Source organism: Mumia xiangluensis, assembly GCF_010994095.1.
In the GTDB taxonomy this organism is placed as follows: domain Bacteria; phylum Actinomycetota; class Actinomycetes; order Propionibacteriales; family Nocardioidaceae; genus Mumia; species Mumia xiangluensis.
This window is the reverse complement of record NZ_WJYO01000001.1, coordinates 122,296-143,949: the sequence shown is the minus strand read 5'-3', so window position 1 is coordinate 143,949 and position 21,654 is coordinate 122,296. Positions and strand designations below refer to the sequence as shown.

Sequence of the window (21,654 nt, the reverse complement as noted above, 5' to 3'; positions counted from 1 at the left end):
GGCCTGGGCCTCAGCTCAAGAACCCGCGCAGCAGCGACGCCGAGCCCGCGAGGTGCTCCTCCATCGCGGCTGCGGCGCGGTCGGAGTCACCGGTGAGCACGGCGATGACGATCGTCTCGTGCTGCTCGTCGGAGTGCGCGATGTTGCGGGGGAGGAGGGGGATGTCGTCGAGGAAGACGTTGAGCTTCATGCGGACGTCGGCCACCAGCGGCAGCAGCGACGGCGATCCGGTCATCTCGGCGAGCGTGAGGTGCAGTCGTGAGTCGAGCCGCCGGTAGTCGACCGGGTCGGCGGAGCGGAGCTCCTGGAGGCGCGTCCACAGCGTGTCGCGCTCGCTCGCGCTCAGCGACCGGGCGGCCGCCATGCGCACACCGCCCACCTCGAGGATCTCGCGGAGGCGGAGCACGTCGTCGAGGTCGAAGTCCGGCGCCGGGGCTGGGCCGTGGTGCGCGCGCTCGGGCAGGTCGTCGACGACGAACGTGCCGCCGTACCGGCCCCGGCGCGTCTGCACGTAGCCGGCGTCGTTGAGGGTCCGGATCGCCTCGCGCACCGTGTCGCGGCTGACGCCGAGCCGCAGCGCGAGGTCCCGTTCCGACGGCAGCGACTCCCCGGGCGCGATCACGCCGAGACGCACCGTCTGCAGGAGTCGCGAGACGGTGTCCTCGAACGCGTTGCCGGTCCGGACGGGGCGCAGGAGCGCGTCCTCCACTCCGCCGTCCTCGAACCCGTCGGACGGTGCGGTGCTCATCGCGGTGACCCTATCTCCTGCCGGTCAGAGCGGCGTCACGTACGCCGAGCTGATGCCGCCGTCGACCAGGAACGACGAGCCGGTGATGAAGGACGCGTCGTCGCTGGCGAGGAACGCCACCGCGGCGGCCATCTCCTCCGGCTCGCCGAACCGCCCGACGGGGACGTGGACGAGACGGCGCGCGGCGCGCTCGGGATCCTTCGCGAACAGCTCCTGCAGGAGCGGCGTGTTGACGGGTCCCGGGCACAGCGCGTTGACGCGGATCCCCTGGCGGGCGTACTGGACGCCGAGCTCGCGCGACATGGCGAGCACGCCGCCCTTCGACGCGGTGTACGAGATCTGCGAGGTCGCCGACCCCATCACCGCGACGAACGACGCCGTGTTGATGATCGATCCGCGCCCCGCGGGCACCATGTGGCGCAGCGCGGCCCGGCACGAGAAGTAGACCGAGGTCAGGTTGACGTCCTGCACGCGCTGCCACGCCTCGATGCCCGTCACCTCGATGAGGTCATCCTCCGGCGGGGAGATGCCGGCGTTGTTGAACGCGACGTCCACCGACCCGTACGCGTCCGCCGCCGCGTCGAACAGCGCGTCCACCTGCGCCTCGACCGCGACGTCGACGGGGACGAAGAGCCCGCCGACGGACTCGGCCGCCTCCTTGCCGGCGGCCTGGTCGAGGTCGCCCACGACGATCCGGGCACCCTCGGCGGCCATCCGGCGTGCAGCCGCGAGACCGATGCCGCTGGCTCCTCCGGTCACGACGGCGACGCGGCCGGCGAGCCGCTGGGTGAGGTCGACAGGCTTCATGCGGACTCCTCGGGTGCTGCGTCTTCCAGCGCCAGGAAGACGTTCTTCGTCTCAGTGAAGGCGAGTGGCGCGTCCGGACCGAGCTCGCGGCCGATCCCGGACTGCTTGAACCCGCCGAACGGGGTCGCGTACCGCACGGACGAGTGCGAGTTCACCGACAGGTTGCCCGCCTCGACCGCTCGCGCGACACGGAAGGCGCGCGAGACGTCACGGGTCCAGATCGACCCCGACAACCCGTACGCCGTGTCGTTCGCGAGCGCGATCGCGTCAGTCTCGTCGCGGAACCGCAGCACCGTGACGACGGGTCCGAAGATCTCCTCGACGACGGTGCGGTCGGTGCGCGACGTCGGCGTCAGGACGGTCGGCGGGAACCAGTTGCCCGGGCCGTCGGGCGCCGTGCCGCGGAACGCGACCGGTGCGTCGTCGGGCACGTACGACGCGACCTTCTCCCAGTGCGGTCGGGACACGAGAGGACCCATCTCGGTGGCCTCGTCGGCGGGGTCGCCTACGCGGACACCGGCGACGGCAGGCTCGAGCAGCTCCATGAAGCGGTCGTACGCCGACTCCTGCACGAGGATGCGGCTGCGGGCGCAGCAGTCCTGGCCGGCGTTCTCGAAGACCCCGTACGGCGCGGTGGCCGCCGCGCGCTCGAGGTCGGCGTCGGCGAACACGACGTTGGCGCTCTTGCCGCCGAGCTCGAGGGTCACGTTCGTGACGGTCGGAGCCGCTGCGGCCATCACGCGTGCGCCGGTCGCGGTCGACCCGGTGAACACGATCTTGCCGACGCCGGGATGGGTGACGAGCCGCTCACCGAGGACCGAGCCGCGCCCCGGCAACACCTGCAGCAGACCGGCCGGGAGTCCGGCCTCGAGCGCGAGCTCGCCGAGCCGGATCGTCGTCAGCGGCGTCCATTCCGCGGGCTTGACCAGGACGGCGTTGCCCGCGGCGAGCGCCGGCGCGAACCCCCACGACGCGATCGTCATCGGGAAGTTCCACGGGGTGATGACTCCGATCACGCCGATCGGCTCCGCGAAGGTGACGTCGATGCCTCCCGCGACCGGGATCTGCCGTCCGAACAGCCGCTCGGGCGCGGCCGCGTAGTAGGTGAGGACGTCGGCGACGTGCCCTGCCTCCCACCGCGCTTGCCCGATGGGGTGGCCACTGTTGGTGACCTCAAGGAGAGCGAGCTCGTCGACGTGTGCGCGTACGACGTCGGCGAAGGCACGCAGCGCCTGGCCGCGCTCGACGGGGGCGAGGCGGGCCCACGCGCGCTGCGCCGTACGGGCTCGGTCGACGGCGTCGTCGACGGCGTCGGCGTCGAGGAGGTCCAGCGTCATCAGCAACGAGCCGTCGGCCGGGTTGTGGAGGTCGGTGGTGGTCATACGCGGAGCTCCTGCCGGTCGTGGGCCGCGGCGACGAGGGCCGCGAACAGACGAAGGTCGTCGAGGGTCTCCTCGGGATGCCACTGCACGGCCACGACGAACGTGGCCCCGGGCAGCTCGACCGCCTCGACCGTGCCGTCGTCGGCCCGCCCGCTGACGACGAGTCCCTCGCCCAGGCGGTCCAGGCCCTGGTGGTGGTAGCACTGGCCGTCGACGGTCTCACCGACGATCGCCGCGAGCCGGGTGCCCGGCACCATCCGGGCGACGGTCGTCGAGAAGACGGCGTCGCCGAGCTGGTGGCGCGGGTGGTCGACGACGTCGGGAAGGTGCTGGTGGAGAGTGCCGCCGAGGGCGACGTTGAGCACCTGCATCCCGCGGCAGATTCCGAGCACCGGGAGATCGCGCTCAAGCGCGCCGTCGAGCAGCGCGCGCTCCCACGCGTCGCGGTCGAGCCGGGGCTCGTCCGTCCGCGGGTGCGGCTCCTGGGCGTATGAGGTGGGGTCGACGTCACGTCCGCCGGTCAGGACGAGTCCGTCGAGTCCGTCGAGCGCGTACGCCGCGCCGTCCGCAGGCTGCGGCGGCAGCAGGACGGCGACACCGCCGGCCCGGGTGATCCCGTCGATGTAGATGCGCGGCAGGAACGACGCAGGCACGTCCCAGACACCGGTGACGGACTGCTCGAGGTAGGTGCTCAGGCCGATGACGGGCCGACGCTCAGAGTCGCTCAAATCCGCGCACCCTCTCCCAGTCGGTGACTGCGGCGTCGAACGCGGTCTGCTCGACGTGCGCGTTGTTGAGGTAGTGGTCGACCACGTCCTTCCCGAACGCGTCGCGGGCGATCTCAGACTCAGCGAACAGGGCGGCCGCGTCGCGCAGCGTGGTCGGGAGGTGCTCGGCGCCGCTGGTGTAGGCGTTGCCCTCGAGCGGGGCGTCGAGCTCGAGCTCCTGGTCGATCCCGTGCAGGCCGCCGGCGATCAGGGCGGCGACGGCGAGGTAGGGGTTGACGTCGCCTCCCGGCGCACGGCACTCCATCCGCATCCCGAGCCCGTGGCCCACCACCCGCAGCGAGCAGGTGCGGTTGTCGAGGCCCCACGCGACCGCGGTGGGGGCGAAGCTGCCCTCGGCGAAGCGCTTGTAGGAGTTGATGTTCGGCGCGTAGAAGAGCGTCAGCTCCCGCATCGTCGCCAGCTGTCCGGCGAGGAAGTGACGGAACATCGGCGACATCTCGTGCGGGCCGTCGCTGTCGGCGAACACGGCGCTGCCGTCGTCCCCGCGCAGCGACAGGTGCACGTGGCACGAGTTGCCCTCGCGCTCGTCGAACTTCGCCATGAACGTCAGGCTCTTGCCGTGACGGTCGGCGATCTCCTTCGCGCCGTTCTTGTAGATCGTGTGGTTGTCGCAGGTCGCGAGCGCGTGGGCGTAGCGGAAGGCGATCTCCTGCTGGCCGAGGTTGCACTCGCCCTTGACGCCCTCGCAGTACATCCCGGCACCGTCCATGCCCTGCCGGATCTCGTGCAGCAGCGGCTCCATGCGGGTCGAGGCGAGCATCGCGTAGTCCACGTTGTAGTCCGTCGCCGGCGTCAGCTCGCGGTATCCCTTCGCCCAGGCCTCGCGGTAGCCGGTGTCGAACACCATGAACTCGAGCTCCGTCCCCGCGTACGGCACGAGGCCGCGCTCGGCGAGCCGTGCGACCTGGCGCTGGAGGATCGTCCGAGGAGCCGCCGCGACCGGCTCGCCGTGATGGTCCTCGAGATCGGCGATCACCAGCGCCGTGCCGGGGAGCCACGGGATGCGGCGCAGCGTCGCGAAGTCGGGGCGCATCACCATGTCGCCGTAGCCGGTCTCCCAGCTCGACATCGCGTAGCCGTCGACGGTGTTCATGTCGACGTCGACCGCCAGCAGGTAGTTGCAGCACTCCGCGCCGTGTTCGGCGACGTCCTCGAGGAACAGCCGCGCCGACACGCGCTTGCCCGTCATCCGGCCCTGCATGTCGCCGAACGCCACGATGACGGTGTCGATGTCCCCCGTCGCGACGTCGTCCGTCAGCTGGTCCAGGGTCAGGTTGCCCGACGTGACGCTCATGTGCCCTCCCGCAGCATGGTCATGCGTCAGTCAATCACGCCGAACCAACCATTGGGGCAGGGGTGGCAGGCAAAGATCGCTGCGAAAATAGTGAGATCCAGAGTCAAAGGTAGGTGCAGGCCACCATTGACGGGTCTACTCTCTGTCCAAGCGACGCGTCCGTCGAGAGGAGAAGCCGAGATGGCCGATGAGAGGCGTACGGCATCGGGGGCGACCTACTCCCATGCTCAGGAGGGCTACTTCGAGAAGCGCCAGCTCACGCGCGCCGCCGGCTTCTGGGGCCTGTGGGGCATCGGGGTCGGCGCCGTCATCTCCGGCGACTTCTCCGGCTGGAACTTCGGTCTGGACATGGCCGGGTGGGGCGGCCTGGTCATCGCGACCGTCGTCATCGTCATCATGTACTTCGGCATGCTGTTCTCGATCGGCGAGATGTCGGCCGCGATGCCGCACACCGGCGGCGCGTACTCGTTCTCGCGTGCGGCCATGGGTCCGTGGGGCGGCTTCGTCACCGGTCTGGCCGAGACGATCGAGTACGTCTTCACCACCGGCGTGATCGTCCTCTTCTCGGCGAGCTACGCGAACTCGATCACCGACGAGCTGATCGGGCTCGACCTCAGCGACAACATGTGGATCTGGTGGATCGTCCTCTACGCCGTGTTCGTCGGCCTCAACACCTTGGGCGCGGCGATCTCGTTCACGTTCGCGATCGTGGTCTCGGTCATCTCGATCGGCGTCCTGGTCCTCTTCGCGATCCTCGCGTTCGCCAACGGCGCGATCGACTTCGACAACCTCAACAACATCGCGCCGGACCCGGGCAACTCCGACTTCCTCCCGTTCGGCTGGGAGGGCGTCCTGTACGCGCTGCCGTTCGCGATGTGGTTCTTCCTCGGGATCGAGGAGCTCCCGCTCGCGGCGGAGGAGGCGCACGAGCCTCAGAAGGACATCCCGCGCGCCGGCATCGGCGGCCTGCTCACGCTGATCGCGACGGCGGCCATCGTGCTGTTCCTCAACCCGGCGGTCACGGGCTCCGAGGAGATCCGCGGGTCCGACGAGCCTCTGCTCGACGGGTTCCGGGCGTTCCTGTCGGCCGACCTCGCCGCCCTGTTGTCGGCGTTTGCGCTGATCGGTCTGCTCGCGAGCCTGCAGGGCATCATGTTCGCCTACGGCCGCAACATGTACTCGCTGTCGCGAGCCGGCTACTACCCGAAGTTCCTCTCGCTCACCGGTGCGCGGCAGACCCCGTGGGTCGCGCTCGTCGCCGGTGCGCTGATCGGGCTCGTGGCGCTGTTCGTCGTGGACATCGTCGGCTCCGCGGCCGGCGACATCGTCCTGAACATCGCGGTGTGGGGCGCGGTCCTCGCCTACTTCCTGCAGATGGTCGCCTTCGTGATGCTCCGCAGGAAGTTCCCGAACGCCGTACGCCCGTACGTGAGCCCGGTCGGTGTCGCCGGCGCGGTCGTCGCCGGAGTGATCGCGGCGATCACGTTCATCGGCGTGCTGCTCAACGAGGCTTACCGTCCGGCGGTCGTCGCGATCGTCGTCATCTACGCCGTGATGCTCCTGCTGTTCGCGTTCTGGGGACGCCACCGTCTGGTGCTGTCGCCGGAGGAGGAGTACGCCGTCTCCGGAGGCCTGCACGGCTACGACCCGGAGAAGGAAGGACTCGGCGGAACCATCGAGGACGAGATCCTCAAGGGCAACACCGAGTAACCCCACGACTGAGGGTGCGCCACGCCGGGCCACGGGGGGATCCGGCGCGGCGCACCTTCGACCTGTGTCTCAGTCGACCCGCGCCGGGAACGTGCCGTCCACGCAGATGAAGTAGGTCAGGCCGTTCGGGGCGGCGGCACGAAGGTCGGGCAGGGCGAAGGTCGTCGTCCCGTTCCCGCCGTACCTCGTGCCCAGCAGGCTGAAGAGCGCGGTGTTCGTGCTGATCGGGAGGACCTGCCCGTTGGCGGGGACACCTGCACCGACGTAGCCGGCGTACAGGCGTACCTCGCCGAGCACGCAGCCGTAGCCGGCACCCGCGGCGAACGAGCCTGTCTCCTTGCCGAACGCCGTCGTGCCGGCCGGGCCCTGCGCGCCCGCCGGCCCGCGCGCGCCGGTGGCACCGCGTGCGCCAGCAGGCCCGACAGGTCCGCGCGTGTTGAGCGTGACCTTCTTCAGGCCCTTGGCGCACCTGCCGCTCTTGGTCGCGCTGACCACGACGTTCTTCTTGGTCGTGCACACCTTCACGGTGCCGGTCGTCGGGGCCGCCTGGGCGACGACGACGCCACCCAGGATCAGGCCGCCAGCGCCTAGGGCCACCGCCGCGATCGCCGAAGCTCGCATGGTCTCTTCTCCGTCCCGGCGGGCCGCACGGATGGGCCGACGCCTGGACGGAGTGTGGCGCAGCGCGAAGGTCGCATCGCCCCGCCTTGCACCCGCCGGTGGTGCCGGCGTCAGGGGACGAGGACGACCTTCCCGACCGCCTCGCGGTTGTCGATCGACGCGAGCGCACGTGCGGCGTCCTCGAGCGGGAAACGTGCACCGATCGGGGGCGTGAGCACGCCCGCCTCGAGGTGCAGGGTGAGCTCCTGCCACTGCGAGGCGACGTAGCCGGGCCGCTTCAACACGTACGCACCCCAGCCGACGCCGCGGACGTCGATGTTGTTGAGCAGCAGGCGGTTGACCTTCACCTCGGGGATCGCGCCGGCGGTGAAGCCGATGACGAGCAGGCGCCCGTCGTCGCCGAGTGCCCGGAGCGAGTCGGTGAAGCGGTCGCCGCCGACCGGGTCGACGACGATGTCCGCGCCGCGACCGCCGGTGAGGTCCTTGACGGCGTCCTTGAACCCGTCGACGAGCACGTACGCGTCGGCGCCGGCCGCCTTGGCGACCTCGCCCTTCGCGTCGGTCGACGTCACGGCGATGACCTGGCCCGCGCCGTACGCCTTGGCGATCTGGATGGACGCCGTGCCGACGCCGCCCGCAGCGCCCTGGACCAGGACAGACTCGCCGTGGCGCAGGTAGCCGCGCTTGAGCAGCGCGAAGTGGGCGGTCAGGTAGTTGAGGGGGAGCGCCGCGCCCTCCTCGTAGGACAGGTTGTCGGGGAGGTGGAACGTCAGGTCGGTGTTGGCGACGACGCGCTCCGCGAAGCCGCCGAGCATCGGGAAGGCGGCGACGCGGTCACCGGTGGAGAACCCGGACCCGGACGGAGCGGACACCACCACGCCGGCGATCTCGGAGCCCGGGACGAAGGGGAGCGGCGGCTTCACCTGGTAGAGGCCGCGCGTCTGCAGCACCTCCGGGAACGAGACACCCGACGCCTTGACGTCGATGACGACCTGGTCGGGTCCCGGCTCGGGTGCGTCGATGTCGACGACCTCGACGGCGGAGGGACCTTTCAACGATGTGATCTGGACTGCGCGCATGGCCTGACCTTACCTAAGCGGGCGCTTAGTCGTAACCCGGCTGTCGAGACGCAAGCCCTTCGAGACGCAAGCCCTTCGAGACGCCCTCGCAAGCTCGGGCTCCTCAGGACAAGCCCTTCGAGACGCCCTCGCAAGCTCGGGCTCCTCAGGACAAGCCCTTCGAGACGTCAGCGGGCGTGGAGCGTCACCACGGCCTTGTGCTTCGGCACGTGCGTGATGTTGCGGAGCATGTCGACCTCGGCGCCGTCCACGCTCACGCGGTAGCGGGTCAGGATCTCCTTCAGCACCGCCGTGCCCTCCATCAACGAGAACCCGGCGCCGATGCACCGGCGCACCCCGCCGCCGAAGGGGATCCACGTGTTGGGGGCGACCTCGTCATCGAGGAAGCGCCGCGGCCGGAAACGTCGCGGCTGCGCGAAGCTGCTCTGCGACGCCTGGACGCCGGCGATCGACGGCGACACGACGGTGCCCGCAGGCATCTCCCACGGTCCGATCCGCTGTGGCGTCGTGAGGCGGCGTACGACGGAGTCGATCACCGGATGCCGCCGCATGCCTTCCTTGAGGCATGCCTCGAGGAACGCCTCGTCCCCGTCGTCGGCGGCGCGCAGCGCCTCGGCCTGCACGTCCGGGTTGGCAGCGAGCTCGTACAACGTCCACGACAGCGCCGACGCCGTCGTCTCGTGGCCGGCGAGCAGGAGCGTGACGAGCTGGTCGCGGAGCTCGGCATCGGTCAGTGCTGGTACGCCGGCCTCCGCGCGCGCGCCGAGCAGACGTGAGAGCACGTCCGTGCGTGCGTCGAGGTCCGGCACCTCACGGCGTGCCGCGATCTCCGCGTACATGAGCGCGTCGACCTGCCGCTGGTTGTCGAAGTAGCGCTTCCACGGCCCGTACGCCCGCAGGCGCGGGAAGATCCACCCGACGAACATCACCGGGTCGATCTCCACCATCCGGCGGATGCGCGGACGCAGGGCGAGCAGCGTGTCCTCGTCGGTGACGCCGAACACGACCTGGAGGATCACCTCGAGCGTCAGGGCGTTCATCCGGTCGTGCGTGACGAGACGCTCACCGTCGTGCCAGCGGTCGACCTCCGCCTTGGCGAGGGCGTCGACGAGGCTGCGGTAGCCGCGAAGCGACGCGCCGTTGAACGCCGGCATGAGGAGCTTGCGGGCCCGCAGGTGCTCGGCCTCGTCGGTCAGCAGCACCGAGTGGTCGCCCATCACGGGGCGGAGAACCTGGTTGCCCTCGCCGGCGTGGAACTCCGCGGCGCTGCCGGCGAAGACCTGCTTGATGTGCTCGGGATCGCTGACCGTCGCGATCGTGCGCGGACCCGGATGGATGCGGATCGTGTAGGCGGGTCCGTACCGGCGGACGAGCATGCGGGAGAAGGGCCCCCGGAACGCGACGAACGCCACCGTCTGGACGGAAGCGGGCCACCGCGGTCCTGGGGGCAGGCTCATGCCGCGCCCAACGTGCCTGAGCGCTGCGGTGCCTCGCTCCGGCACACCTCGTACCTCGGCGTACCTCCGCTCCGGCTCCTCGCGCTCATGCGGCGACCTTATCCCTGCGTTCCGACCGGCTGAAGACGTAGTCGTCCTCGCGAACCTTGCGGGTGTCCCACCAGTACTGGAAGGTGAACTTCGGCCAGATCGTACGGTTGTTGCCCTGGCTGTCGAGGTACCACGACGTGCAGCCACCCTGGGTCCAGATGCCCTTCTTGACGCGCTCCTGGATGTCGGCGTTGTAGGCGTCCTGCGCGAGCCGCGTCGGCTCCATCACGTCCGCACGCAGACGGTCCATCGTGTCGAGCGACCGGACGATGTACTTCGCCTGCTGCTCGATCATGAAGACCACCGAGTTGTGGCCGAGCGCCGTGTTGGGTCCGAGCATCAGGAACAGGTTCGGGAAGTTCGTGACGTTGATGCCGAGGTAGGTCTCGACGCCGTCCCGCTGGAACTGCTCCGCCATGCCGACGCCGTCGTGGCCGGTGATGTTGAGGTGGTCGAACGCGTCGACAACGTGGAAGCCGGTGCCGTAGACGATGACGTCGGCCTCATGCAGCGTCCCGTCGGCGTCCACGACCCCCTCGGGGACGATCCGGGCGACGCCGGTGGTCTCGAGCGTCACGTCGTCACGGTTGAACGTGCGGTAGTAGTCGTTCGACTGCAGCACGCGCTTGCAGCCGAGCCGGTAGTCGGGGGTCAGCTTCTCGCGGATCGCAGGATCCTCGACCTGGCGGGCGATGTGGGCGTGGACGACCTTCTCGGCGATCTTCAGGAACGCCGGGACGTGCCCGTTGAACGTGATCGCGCGGGACTCCAGCGCCCAGTAGAGCGCGTCGCGATAGACGCGATTGGCACCGGGGACCCGCTCGAGGATCGCCTGCTTGGTCGCGCCGATCGGCTTGTCACGCTTCGGCAGCACCCACGGGGGCGTCCGCTGGAACAGCGTGAGGTGGGACGCCTGCTCGGCGATGATCGGCACGAACTGGATCGCGCTCGCGCCGGTGCCGATCACGGCGATGCGCTTGCCCGTCAGGTCGACGCTGTGGTCCCACTCGGCCGAGTGGAACCGCGGACCGGTGAAGGACTCGGCGCCCTCGATGTGCGGGACGTTCGGGATGTGCAGGCCGCCCATGCCCGAGACCAGCACGCGGGCGTCGTACACGTCGCCGTCGGAGGTGTGGATCGCCCAGCGCCGGCGGTCGTCGTCCCAGTGGGCGCCGACGACCTCCTTGCCGAAGTGGATCCGCTTGCGGATGCCGTGCTCGTCGGCGACCTTGCGCATGTAGTCCCAGATCTCGGGCTGCCCCGAGAAGGAGTTGGACCAGCGCGGGTTGAGCTCGTACGAGAACGAGTACATGTGACTGGGGACGTCGCAGGCGCAGCCCGGGTAGGTGTTGTCACGCCACGTGCCACCGACCTCGTCGGCCTTCTCGAGGATGACGAAGTCGTCGCGCCCTGCCTCGGCGAGCTTCATGGCCATGCCCATGCCGGAGAACCCGGTGCCGACGATGACGATATCTTGGGTGATCACGGTCAGATACTAACGGTATCCGAGCGGAATGCAACACTCTTGATGTCATATTCGTACGTGAGGGGGACGATGTCCATCCGGGCAGTACGTCAGGCGCAGACGCGCGAGTCGCTGATCGCGACGGCACGCACGCTCTTCCTCGACGACGGCTACGCCGCCACGAGCCTCGACCGCGTCGCCGTCGAGGCCGGGTTCTCGAAGGGCGCGGTCTACTCGAACTTCAAGAGCAAGGAGGAGCTCGGCCTCGCCGTCCTTGACCAGATCCACGGCGAGATGGTGGTCGAGGTCGTCTCGGCGCTGGCCGCCGTGACGACGTACGAGGACTCGCTGGGCGCGTTCGAAGGCTGGCTGAAGCTCCGCCTCGGGCAGCCTCGATGGACGGCGCTCGAGGTCGAGTTCGCCGCCGTGGTCCGGACCAGCCCGTTCGTCGCGACCGAGCTTGCCGCGCGGCACCGGCAGATCCGCGACGCGATCGCCGCGATGCTGCTCGACCTGCAGGCGCGGACCGGCATGCGGCTGGCGGTGCCCGCCGACCAGGTCGCGCTCGTGCTGCTGAGCATCGGCATCGGGCTGGGCGCGCAGCGGTCGCTCGACCCGACGCTCGACGTGCACGCGTTCACGGACACCATCCGCTCGCTCCTGCTGCCTCCCCCCTCCGCTGGTTGAGCTCCACCCGCCTCCGCTGGTTGAGCTCGACCCCCCCTCCGCTGGTTGAGCTCCTCGCTCCTCCGCTGGTTGAGCTGCCTCCCCCCTCCGCTGGTTGAGCGAGCGAAGCGAGTCGAAACCCTCAGAACGCGCTGATCGTCTCCGGCATCCGCTCACGCCGCGCGAGCGCACTCGTCGTCGCCGCCTGGCCGTGGCGCTCGGCGGCGAGCTGGACGAGCAGGTGCACCACGGGAAGGTAGACGTCGTCCGGGAACTCGGGCGTCGGGACGTCCACGCTGCGCGCGAGGTCGTCGGCGTGCACGACGATCTCGACCGTCCGGGTGAGCAGGAAGTCGGGGCGCCGCAGGCTCCAGCCCTGCCACGGGATCGCGACCACGTCGGCGGCCGCACCGGACATGAGGTCGTCCCGCACGTCGTCGAACGCGGCGGCGCAACGCGTACGCAGGGCTTCGAACCCGAGAGCCGCGTCTTCCGAGTCGTTCGACCGGTCGTTCGCCGGGTCCTTGAGGTCGCTCGTGGTGACCCACGCCGCGCGCCGGTAGTGGTCGATCGCGCTCGCCAGCGGTGCCTCGGTCGCGACGAACGGCAGCAGCTCGTGCGCACGGACGGTCTGCCGGCCGAGGTGGCAGGCGAGCATGCCGACCGTCATCTCGGGCAACGTGCTCGGCGTGTCCCACCGCGCGGCGACCTCTGGTCGCGTGACAAGAGTGAGAGCGATGTGCGCTGCGGTCACGAAGGAGTCGTCCCGAAGGTCCATGCGACGAAATCCTAGGCGCGCCCGCTACGACCCGAATGCCTCCGGACCGAACCGGCCGACCGCCAGGAAGACGATCAGGGCGAGGTACGTCAGGTCCAGGATCGCGTGCGCGACCTCGTGCCGGCGGTACGTCACGATCGCCGCGCCGACCATGATCGTCGCCAGGCCGACCGCCGCGAGCGGGACCAGGACCGGTGCGATGCCCAGGGCAGCCGGCAGGATCAGGCCGAGCGCGCCGAGGATCTCGAGCGCGCCGAGGGTCTTGATGAAGCGGGGGCTGAAGTCGTTGACCCAACCCCCGCCGGGGGCCTTCGCCAGCGTCTCCCGAGGAACGAACAGCTTGTTCGCGCCTGCGAGGAGGAAGACTGCTGCCAGGAGTCCGGCGATGATCCACAGTGCGAGGTCCATGAGCTTCCCCTTGTCTGTTACGTCTGCCCTTGCGAGCCCGTCATCAGGTATGACGGACCTGGCTGGCAGGAGGTAACGGCATGACGCGACCGGACGCGGGGGACGACGCCCTGGCGGAAGCATTCGAAGGGCAGCGCGGGCGCCTGGAGGCGGTGGCCTATCGGATGCTCGGATCGCGGACGGACGCCGAGGACGCGGTGCAGGAGGCGTGGCTGAGACTGATGCGCCAGGACGCGGCGACGATCGACAACCTCGCCGGCTGGCTGACGACGGTCGTGAGCCGGGTCTGCATCGACACACTGAGATCGCGCACAGCCCGGCCTGAGGCGCCGTACGACGACCGACTGCCCGACCTCGTCGTCACCGCGGACGACGGGGCTCCCGAGGACGATGCACTGCTCGCGGACTCGGTCGGGGTTGCGCTCCTCATGGTGCTGGACTCGCTTCGCCCGGCCGAGCGCCTGGCGTTCGTTCTGCACGACATGTTCGCGGTGCCGTTCGACGAGATCGGTCAGATCCTCGGCCGGTCGACCGACGCGGCCAAGATGCTCGCCAGCCGCGCGCGTCGGAAGGTGCAGGAGGCGCCTCGTCCCTCTGACCCACGCCGCCGAGCGCGCGCTGTGGTCGATGCGTTCCTCGCGGCGGCGAGGGCCGGTGACTTCGAGGGGTTGTTGCAGGTGCTCGACCCGGACGTGAGGTGGCGCGGCTACACCGCACGAGGTGTCGTGGTGAGGCTGGGCGCTACGGAGGTCGCCTCGCGTGCACAGTTCGCAGCCGGTGCGACGGCGACGTCGCGACCCGTGCTCGTGAATGGCGAGCCCGGGGTCCTGGCGGTGGGGAAGCAGGGCAGGCCGATCGCCGTGATGGCGTGCACCGTGGTCGACGGGCGCATCCTCGAGATCGTGTCGACGACCGACCCGGACCGCCTCGCCTCCCTGGACCTTCCGGGTTAGCTGCCCGGATCGGGCGCGGCGCACGCGGGCTCCTACGCTGGACCTCATGCCCGCCCGCTCGTTGATGATCGCCGGTACGACCTCCGACGCGGGGAAGTCCGTGGTGACGACGGGGCTCTGCCGGCTCCTCGCGCGACGCGGCGTGAAGGTGGCGCCGTACAAGGCCCAGAACATGTCCAACAACTCGATGGTCGTCGCCGGAGCCGGCGCGGTCGATGGGGCGGGACCCGACGGCCAAGGGGCCGAGATCGGGCGCGCCCAGTGGATCCAGGCGGTCGCCGCCGGTGCCGTCCCGGAGCCCGCGATGAACCCCGTCCTCCTCAAACCCGGGGGTGATCGACGCAGCCACGTCGTCGTCATGGGTCGGCCGGGCGGCACGCTCGACGCCCGTGACTTCACCCGCGGGCGCGAGCACCTCGCCGAGGCGGCCTTCGCCGCGTACGACGACCTGGCCGCGCGCTTCGACGTGGTCGTCTGCGAAGGCGCCGGGAGCCCGACGGAGATCAACCTGCGCGACAGCGACTACGTCAACATGGGGCTCGCGCGGCACGCGTCGATGCCGGTGGTCGTCGTCGGCGACATCGACCGCGGCGGGGTCTACGCGGCGATGCACGGCACGGTCGCGCTGCTCTCGCCCGAGGACCAGGCGCTGATCGGGGGCTTCATGATCAACAAGTTCCGGGGCGACGAGACGCTTCTGGCACCGGCGAACGCGGCGATCGCGCGTACGACCGGACGCCCCGTGCTCGGCGTCCTCCCGTGGAGCCCGCACGTGTGGCTCGACTCCGAGGACGGCATGGACGTCGAGGGTCGCCGCGCCGACACCGCGGACCCCTTGCGGGTCGCGGTCGTACGGCTGCCGCGCATCAGCAACTTCACCGACGTCGACGCACTCGGTCTCGAGCCGGGCGTCGACGTGACGTTCGTCAGCGACCCTCGGCGCGTCGCGGAAGCGGACCTCGTCGTCGTCCCCGGCACCCGCGCGACGCTGTCCGATCTCGCGTGGATGCGCGAGCGGGGTCTCGACGCGGCGGTGGTCGCGCACGCCCGCGCTGGCCGGCCGGTGCTGGGCATCTGCGGCGGCTTCCAGATCCTGGGCCGCAGCATCTCCGATCCGGAAGGCGTCGAGGGTCAGGTCGGAGCGCGTGCGGACGGGCTCGGGCTGCTCGACGTCACGACGACGTTCGACGCCGAGAAGGTGATGCGGCTGCCGACCGGGACGGCCCTCGGCGTGGACGCGCACGGGTACGAGATCCACCACGGACGGATCACCCGTGGCGACGACGCGGAGTTCCTCGGGGGCGCCCGGCGCGGGATGGTGTTCGGGACGATGTGGCACGGCAGCCTCGAGTCGGACGACCTGCGGCGCACGCTGCTTGCCGAGATGGCGGCGGCCGTCGGACGTGACTGGACGCCGGGCGAGGTCGCCTTCGCCGAGGCCCGCTCGGCGCGGCTCGACCTGCTGGCCGACCTGATCGAGCGTCACGTCGACGTCGACGCGCTCCTCACGCTGATCGAGCACGGCCCCCCAGCGGGGCTTCCCGTGGTCGCGCCTGGCGGCGTCGGGTGAACGTCCTCGTGCTCGGCGGCACGGCCGAGGCTCGCGAGCTCGCTGCACTGCTCGACGCCGACGGCATCGCTGTCGTCTCCTCGCTGGCGGGCCGGGTCGCGCGTCCGCGGCTGCCCGTGGGCGAGGTGCGGGTCGGGGGGTTCGGGGGAGTGGACGGGCTCCGCGCCTACCTCCGCGATCACGACGTGCGTGCCGTCGTCGACGCGACGCACCCCTTCGCCGAGGGGATCTCGGCCAATGCCGTCGCCGCCTGCGCGGCCGACGGCGTACCCCTCCTTCGTCTCGAGCGCCCCGGGTGGGCGGACGCTCCGGGTGCGGACCGCTGGACCTGGGTCGACGACCACGACACGGCTGCGCGCGAGACCGCCCGCCTCGGGGAACGACCGTTCCTCACCGTCGGGCGCCAGCCGCTCGACCGGTTCGTCGAGCCACTGCGCCAGCACCGGGCAGTCGTCCGGGTCGTCGACCCTCCCGAAATCGCGGTGCCCGAGTCGTGGGACGTCCGCCTCGACCGCGGGCCGTACGACCTCGACGGTGAGCGGGCGCTGATGCACGAACGCGGCATCGACGTGCTGGTCACCAAGGACTCCGGCGGGCGTTACACCTGGCCGAAGATGGCTGCCGCCGACGAGCTGGGGATCCCGGTCGTCGTCGTACGGCGCGGGTCGACGTCGTACGCCGGTCGTACCGTCGGCGACCCTGCCGCGGCGGCCGCCTGGGTGCATTCCACCCCGCTGGTCGAGTAGCCCGAGGCGCTAGCCGAGGGCGTATCGAGACCCGGATCTCGATACGCGGCTCGTTCCTCGCCGCTACTCGATCAGCGGGAGACGGCGCGGGCCGCGAACGCGACCGCCACGACGCAGGCCGCGACGTCGACCCACCGTGCCAACCGAGCTGCCCGTGCCACGTCGTCGACCGCGGCCGCGCGACCGTCGCCGAGCACGTGCCGGTCCTCGACCCGGTCGCCGTAGCGGTTGACCCCGCCGAGCCGTACCCCGAGCGCGCCTGCGAACGCCGCCTCGACCGGGCCGGCATTGGGACTCGGGTGCCCGGCCGCGTCGCGGTGCCACGCGCGTACGGCGTCGGCCGAGCGCCCGCCCACGGTCGGCGCCAGCGCCGCCGCGAGTGCAGCCGTCAGCCGGGAACCCGGCACGTTCAGCACGTCGTCGAGCCGGGCGGAGGCCCAGCCGAAGCGCGAGTACCGCACGCTGCGGTGGCCGACCATGGCGTCGAGCGTGTTGGCAGCGCGGTACGCGAGCAGGCCCGGCAACCCGGTGACCGCACCCCACACGAGGGGCGCGACGACGGCGTCGCTGGTGTTCTCGGCGACGGACTCGACGACGGCGCGGCTCACCTCGGACGCGTCGAGCTGCGTCGTGTCCCGCCCGACGAGATGGGTGAGGCGCCGGCGGGCAGCCGGCAGGTCCTCGCGCTCGAGGTGGGCGGCGACGGCAAGCGCCTCGCGCTCCAGCGACCGGCCGCCGAGCACAGCCCACGTCCCAGCTGCGGTCAGCGCCGCGCGCAGCACCGGCCGGCCGCGGCTCGCGCGGTCGAGCGCGACGCCGGCCAGCGCCGTACCCCCGACGAGAACGGCGGTGTACGAGACTCCGGCGCCGCGACCATCGGCGTACAGGCGTCGCTCCAGCGCACCCGCGACTCGCCCGAACCCGGCGACCGGGTGCCGGCGCGTAGGGTCGCCGAACACCCGGTCGAGGGCGAAGCCGGCGGCGATGCCGACCGCGCGCGAGCTCATCGGGAGGTCACAGCGCCAGCGCTGCCTCACGCTTCGAGGCGGCAGCCGCAGCCTGGTTCTGCGAGCGCAGCACCAGTCCGGTCAGCACCACCCCGAGGACGCCCCAGGTGGTCGCCACGGTGAGGAGCGAGTCGCGACGGAAGAACCACAGCACGTCGGCCGGGAAGTCGCCGACCTCGTTGACCGTCGAGAAGAGGCCGCCGGCGACGAGCATCACGGCGATGTACGCGGCGGCGCCGCTGACGATCGCACCGTAGCCGCCGAGCCGGGGCAGCAGCTTCACCGCCAGCACGACGGCGGCGGCCGCGACGACGACGGAGACGAGCACGAAGCCGAAGTAGAGCGCGGTGCGCTCTCCGATGGTGTCGCCGCTGCCGACCGCGGGCGGGGTCGCGGGGTACTTGAGGAACGGCACCAGCGCGTAGGCAACGAACGCGACGAGCGACACCACCGCCGTACTGCCCGCGGCCGTGAGTCGCCCGAGGCGACCGGTGGCGAACGCGGCGATCAGGCCGAGCACGCCGCCGTACGCGAGGGACAGCGCGAGGATCGCCGTTGCGAGGCCGAAGGTGGCCTGGTGCTCGCGCGACACCGAGGTGCCCTCGTCGCCGTGCGAGTGCGTGTGGGCGGCTTCGTCGCCCTCCGCGTGGTCGTGCGAGTGCCCGTCGCCGGCGGTCGCCGACGCGGCCTCCTCGAGGCCGATGGCGGTGTCGATCTGGGGTTCGCCGACGGTGTAGGCGACCACGAAGGCGGCGATCGCCGCGACGAGTCCGGCCAGGAGGCCGTTGACGAGGAAGGTACGGGGGGTCATGAGAGTCCGTTCGGGGTAGCGCGAGCCGCCGCGACGCCTCGGGCGACGCGGTCAGGTGCTGGGGTCAGGCGATCAGTGGCAGGGGAAGCCCATGAGGTGGCGTCCGTCGTGGACCCACTCGTGGATGGCATTGCCTGCCGGGATCGAGACCGCTCCCTGGTCGGCGCTGACGAAGAAGATCGTCAGGACGGCGAGGAGACCGAACAGAAGAGCCCACGGTGCGAGCTCGCGTACGGAGATCGTCGGAACCGTGGGCGTGGGGGTGACAACGTGTGCCTGAGACATGTTTCCTCCTAGGGATGCGGCGTCCCTGCGTCGTATGGAATGTCCTCGACGTCGGGTCTGGCTTCGCCCCAGGGGAGCGTCACAGTAGCGCGACTGCGCCGGAATCACACCGGCTTCCTCGGTCGTGGATGAGTGGAGACTAGCGGAAGTCGGGGCGGGTCCGCACGGGAGTCCAGCCCCAGGCACGAACGAGGCACCAGGTCGCACCCAGCAGGAGCGCAGCGCAGAGCGCTCCCGACGTGAGGAGGAGTGCGTCCTCGAGCGTCGACGGCGCTGCCTCACGCGCGGTGTCGACGTGCTGCCAGCCCGCCGACCACACCGCAGCGTGCGCGCCGACGGCGACGAACGCGACCGCGGTGAGTACGGCGAGGGCGAGGCGCCGCCGCCGCGGGACGCGGGTCTCTGCCAGCCCGACCACACCGACCGCGAGACACACGGGCGCGCCGAACGCGCCGAGGAGGAACGCGAGCTCGAGCACCATCGCGCCATTATCGCGGGCGCGGCGGCGGGTCGGGATCAGCGTGCGATCTCGTGGAGGGTGTCGAGCAGGCGTGCAGTGACGTCGGGCGGGCGTACGGCGATGCGTACCCAGGTCGCGTCGAGTCCCGGGAAGGTGTCGCACCGCCGTAGGGCGAAGCCCGCCTCTCGCAGCTGCTCGCGCACGCCCGCGCCGGGTCGGGCGAGCACGAACGGCCCGGCGGGGTCGGCGACGTACGGGATCGAGAGCGCGTCGAGGCCGTCGGTGAGGACCTGCCGGTACGCGGCGGTGGTAGCCGCGCGTCGTCCGGCCTCGGCGGCTGCGTCGTCGGTCGCGCACGCACGCATCGCCGCACCGGCCGTGGTCGACACCGACCACGGCGCCTGCGCCGCGCGGAGGGCAGCGATCACGTCGGGCTCGCCGAGGACGTACCCGGCGCGGACCCCGGGGATCGACCAGAGCTTGGTGAGGCTGCGGATCACGAGCACGCCGGCTGTTCGCGCGGTGGCGAGCGACGCGGTCTCGCCGGGGACGAAGTCCATGAACGCCTCGTCGACGACCACGAGCCGACCGGGTCGGGCGACCGCTCGGACCGTGTCTGCAGGGTGGAGGCGGCTGGTGGGGTTCGTCGGGTTGCCGACGACGACGAGGTCGGCGTCGCCGGGTACGCGCGCCGGGTCGAGGGAGTAGCCGCCCGTCGCGTCGAGCACCACGTGGGTCACGGTGCGGCCGGCCTCGGCGAGCGCGACGTCGGGCTCGGTGAACTGCGGGTGCACCACCACCGGCCGCCGCCACGGGCGCAAGCGGGCGACGAGGCCGAACGCCTCTGCGGCACCGGCAGTGGCCAGGACCTCCTCGGGCGTACGCCCGTGGCGGGCGGCGAGAGCGGCTTCCGCCGTACGGGCCTCGGGGTAGTGGTGCAGGTCGTCCAGGCTCGATCGGAGCGCGTCGTCCAGCCACGGGGGACGGGGTCCGTCCCACACGTTGACGGCGAGGTCGACGAGGTCGGCGTCCCGCACCTCGACGTCGCCGTGGTGCCGCAGGTCGGGGGTGGGGACACGGTCGCCGTTCGCCTCCAGCATCGGTGCGCCAGTGGTCGCCGCGGCGATCCCGGTGACCACCGGGGCACCAACGCTGCGGCTGGAGGTACGGGCGGTGGAGGCCCGTCCGTGGACCGCGTCGGCGAACGCCTGCGCCAGCGCCGGGTGGCCGGCCCAGTGGGTGTGGAGGTACGACGCGTGCAGCGCCGGCCCCGCGAACCCGACGGCGCGGTCACCGACGCGCCACGCGGCCAGCGCGCCGGCGTGCGGCTCGACGGTCGTCCGGTGGAACTCGTGCGCGGTCACCGTCGTCCCTGCCGGGCCGAGCAGCGAGTCGTACGGCGCCACCGCGCGTCGGTAGCCCAGCGTCAGCCGCGGCGTCATGACCGCGTCCGCGTCGACCACCCCGACCATCGGCGCACTGTCGACCGCCCGGCAGAGATAGAGGAGCCCCGCGCACTCCGCGACGGTCGGTACGCCGTCGGCGACGGCTGCGGCCAGCGCCGCCCGCAGAGGCTGGTTGGCGGCGAGGTCGGCCGCGTGGACCTCGGGAAACCCCCCGCCGAGGTAGATCCCGGCCGTCCGGTCGGGCAGCGCCGCGTCCTCGAGCGGGTCGAACGTCACCACGTCGCAGCCCGCCGCCCGCAACAGCTCCTCGGTCTCGGCGTAGCGGAACGTGAACGCCCGCCCTCCGGCCATCGCCACGACCGGCCGAGCCCCGTCCACGGTCGCGGGCGGCGCGACGTGGTCCGAGGCGCGCCACGGCTCGGCGCCGAGCGGGTCGGCGCTGCGGGCGATCCGGAGCACGGCGTCGAGGTCGACGGCGGTGGCGATCCGCTCCGCGAGGACGTCGAGCGAATGAGCGGCCTCGGAGCGCTCCGCGGCGGGAACGAGACCGAGGTGTCGAGACGGCGCCTCGATCCCGGCGTCGCGGTGCAGGACCCCCAGCACGGGGACGTCGCGGATCGCGCGGCGTACCTCGTCCGCGTGCCGGGCCGACCCCGCCTTGTTGAGGATCACGCCGGCGACTTCGACGCGCGGGTCGTACGAGACGAGGCCGTGCACCACCGCGCCGATGGTGCGCGACGCGTGCGAGACGTCGACGACGAGGACGACCGGCGTCCGGGTGAGCGCGGCCACGTGCGCCGTCGACGAGAAGCCGTCGGTCTCCAGCTGCCCGTCGTACAGGCCCATCACGCCTTCGATCACCGCAACATCGGCGGCGCGTCGGCCGTCGAGCGGGCCGGCACCGTGGAGGAGGAGCGGGGCGACGCGGTCCTCGCCGACGAGGTACGGGTCGAGGTTGCGCCCCGGGCGTCCCGTGGCGAGCGCGTGGTAACCAGGGTCGATGTAGTCCGGACCCACCTTGTGCCCGGACACCTCCAGGCCGGTGCGGGCGAGCGCGGCCATCAGCCCGGTCGCGACGGTGGTCTTGCCGTGCCCCGAGGCGGGTGCCGCGATCATCAGCCTC

Annotated in this window: 21 protein-coding genes; 5 read left to right on the top strand and 16 right to left on the bottom strand. The window is 71.3% G+C overall.

The window, feature by feature from the left end; genetic code table 11:
• Window positions 1–10 precede the first annotated feature (10 nt).
• Genes GH747_RS00590 through GH747_RS00570 form a run of 5 tightly spaced genes read right to left on the bottom strand, consistent with a single transcriptional unit; the run spans window position 11 to window position 5,019 of the window.
• Entirely contained in the window at window positions 11–748 is a 738-nt protein-coding gene (locus tag GH747_RS00590) for a FadR/GntR family transcriptional regulator (protein WP_149767305.1), read from the bottom strand.
• A 24-nt stretch (window positions 749–772) separates the two neighbouring features.
• Window positions 773–1,555 carry a 3-oxoacyl-ACP reductase gene (locus GH747_RS00585; RefSeq protein ID WP_149767303.1) on the bottom strand — a complete coding sequence of 261 codons (783 nt, stop codon included), beginning with the start codon at window positions 1,553–1,555 and terminating at the stop codon, window positions 773–775.
• Window positions 1,552–2,937, bottom strand: coding sequence for an aldehyde dehydrogenase family protein (locus GH747_RS00580; protein ID WP_149767301.1), 1,386 nt, complete (start codon window positions 2,935–2,937; stop codon window positions 1,552–1,554). Before GH747_RS00580 ends, GH747_RS00585 begins: the two co-directional genes overlap by 4 nt.
• A complete protein-coding gene (locus GH747_RS00575) occupies window positions 2,934–3,665 on the bottom strand; it encodes a gamma-glutamyl-gamma-aminobutyrate hydrolase family protein (protein WP_149767299.1) in 732 nt (243 codons plus the stop codon). Before GH747_RS00575 ends, GH747_RS00580 begins: the two co-directional genes overlap by 4 nt.
• Entirely contained in the window at window positions 3,652–5,019 is a 1,368-nt protein-coding gene (locus GH747_RS00570) for a glutamine synthetase family protein (protein ID WP_149767297.1), read from the bottom strand. Before GH747_RS00570 ends, GH747_RS00575 begins: the two co-directional genes overlap by 14 nt.
• Before the next feature lie 180 nt (window positions 5,020–5,199).
• Between GH747_RS00570 and GH747_RS00565 the strand changes: the two genes are divergently transcribed.
• The gene (locus tag GH747_RS00565) at window positions 5,200–6,729 is read left to right on the top strand and encodes an amino acid permease (RefSeq protein ID WP_149767295.1); all 1,530 of its coding nucleotides are present in this window, start codon (window positions 5,200–5,202) and stop codon (window positions 6,727–6,729) included.
• A 69-nt stretch (window positions 6,730–6,798) separates the two neighbouring features.
• Here GH747_RS00565 and GH747_RS00560 read toward each other — a convergent pair whose 3' ends face one another.
• The 4 genes from GH747_RS00560 to GH747_RS00545 all read right to left on the bottom strand — a co-directional run bounded on the left by GH747_RS00560 (window position 6,799) and on the right by GH747_RS00545 (window position 11,462).
• Window positions 6,799–7,350: a phage tail protein gene (locus GH747_RS00560; protein ID WP_149767294.1), complete on the bottom strand. Its 552-nt coding sequence runs from the start codon at window positions 7,348–7,350 to the stop codon at window positions 6,799–6,801.
• Window positions 7,351–7,460: 110 nt separating this feature from the next.
• Window positions 7,461–8,429 carry an NADPH:quinone oxidoreductase family protein gene (locus GH747_RS00555; RefSeq protein ID WP_149767292.1) on the bottom strand — a complete coding sequence of 323 codons (969 nt, stop codon included), beginning with the start codon at window positions 8,427–8,429 and terminating at the stop codon, window positions 7,461–7,463.
• A gap of 167 nt (window positions 8,430–8,596) precedes the next feature.
• The gene (locus GH747_RS00550) at window positions 8,597–9,886 is read right to left on the bottom strand and encodes a cytochrome P450 (protein ID WP_149767290.1); all 1,290 of its coding nucleotides are present in this window, start codon (window positions 9,884–9,886) and stop codon (window positions 8,597–8,599) included.
• An 85-nt stretch (window positions 9,887–9,971) separates the two neighbouring features.
• Window positions 9,972–11,462 carry a flavin-containing monooxygenase gene (locus GH747_RS00545; RefSeq protein WP_149767288.1) on the bottom strand — a complete coding sequence of 497 codons (1,491 nt, stop codon included), beginning with the start codon at window positions 11,460–11,462 and terminating at the stop codon, window positions 9,972–9,974.
• A gap of 69 nt (window positions 11,463–11,531) precedes the next feature.
• Here GH747_RS00545 and GH747_RS00540 point away from each other — a divergent pair, with 69 nt between their 5' ends.
• On the top strand, window positions 11,532–12,128 hold the full coding sequence (locus GH747_RS00540; protein ID WP_149767287.1) for a TetR/AcrR family transcriptional regulator: 597 nt from the start codon (window positions 11,532–11,534) through the stop codon (window positions 12,126–12,128).
• Window positions 12,129–12,249: 121 nt separating this feature from the next.
• On the opposite strand, the gene GH747_RS00535 is transcribed toward GH747_RS00540, so the two are convergent.
• Together GH747_RS00535 and GH747_RS00530 are read right to left on the bottom strand one after the other, a co-directional pair.
• Entirely contained in the window at window positions 12,250–12,885 is a 636-nt protein-coding gene (locus GH747_RS00535; protein WP_149767285.1) for a maleylpyruvate isomerase N-terminal domain-containing protein, read from the bottom strand.
• A gap of 24 nt (window positions 12,886–12,909) precedes the next feature.
• Window positions 12,910–13,293: a DoxX family protein gene (locus tag GH747_RS00530; protein WP_149767283.1), complete on the bottom strand. Its 384-nt coding sequence runs from the start codon at window positions 13,291–13,293 to the stop codon at window positions 12,910–12,912.
• 80 nt (window positions 13,294–13,373) lie between these two features.
• On the opposite strand from GH747_RS00530, the gene GH747_RS00525 reads away from it, so the two are divergent.
• The 3 genes from GH747_RS00525 to GH747_RS00515 are packed head-to-tail and all read left to right on the top strand — an operon-like array spanning window position 13,374 to window position 16,562.
• Entirely contained in the window at window positions 13,374–14,246 is an 873-nt protein-coding gene (locus tag GH747_RS00525; protein ID WP_149767281.1) for a sigma-70 family RNA polymerase sigma factor, read from the top strand.
• 46 nt (window positions 14,247–14,292) lie between these two features.
• Window positions 14,293–15,816, top strand: a complete 1,524-nt coding sequence (locus tag GH747_RS00520) for a cobyric acid synthase (protein WP_149767280.1) — start codon at window positions 14,293–14,295, stop codon at window positions 15,814–15,816.
• Window positions 15,813–16,562 carry a cobalt-precorrin-6A reductase gene (locus GH747_RS00515; RefSeq protein WP_149767278.1) on the top strand — a complete coding sequence of 250 codons (750 nt, stop codon included), beginning with the start codon at window positions 15,813–15,815 and terminating at the stop codon, window positions 16,560–16,562. The genes GH747_RS00520 and GH747_RS00515 overlap by 4 nt, the downstream gene beginning before the upstream one ends.
• 71 nt (window positions 16,563–16,633) lie before the next feature.
• On the opposite strand, the gene GH747_RS00510 is transcribed toward GH747_RS00515, so the two are convergent.
• From GH747_RS00510 to GH747_RS00490, 5 genes are all read right to left on the bottom strand, one after another.
• The gene (locus GH747_RS00510; protein ID WP_149767276.1) at window positions 16,634–17,569 is read right to left on the bottom strand and encodes a cobalamin biosynthesis protein; all 936 of its coding nucleotides are present in this window, start codon (window positions 17,567–17,569) and stop codon (window positions 16,634–16,636) included.
• 7 nt (window positions 17,570–17,576) lie between these two features.
• Complete coding sequence (locus GH747_RS00505; protein WP_149767275.1) at window positions 17,577–18,380, bottom strand: CbtA family protein; 804 nt, start codon at window positions 18,378–18,380, stop codon at window positions 17,577–17,579.
• A gap of 72 nt (window positions 18,381–18,452) precedes the next feature.
• A complete protein-coding gene (locus tag GH747_RS00500) occupies window positions 18,453–18,665 on the bottom strand; it encodes a CbtB domain-containing protein (protein WP_149767273.1) in 213 nt (70 codons plus the stop codon).
• Between the two features lie 139 nt (window positions 18,666–18,804).
• Window positions 18,805–19,146 (bottom strand): hypothetical protein, encoded by a 342-nt coding sequence (locus GH747_RS00495; protein WP_149767272.1) that lies wholly within the window; start codon window positions 19,144–19,146, stop codon window positions 18,805–18,807.
• 35 nt (window positions 19,147–19,181) lie between these two features.
• Window positions 19,182–21,647 (bottom strand): bifunctional hydrogenobyrinic acid a,c-diamide synthase/histidinol phosphate aminotransferase CobBC, encoded by a 2,466-nt coding sequence (locus GH747_RS00490; protein WP_149768612.1) that lies wholly within the window; start codon window positions 21,645–21,647, stop codon window positions 19,182–19,184.
• Between the last annotated feature and the right edge of the window lie 7 nt (window positions 21,648–21,654).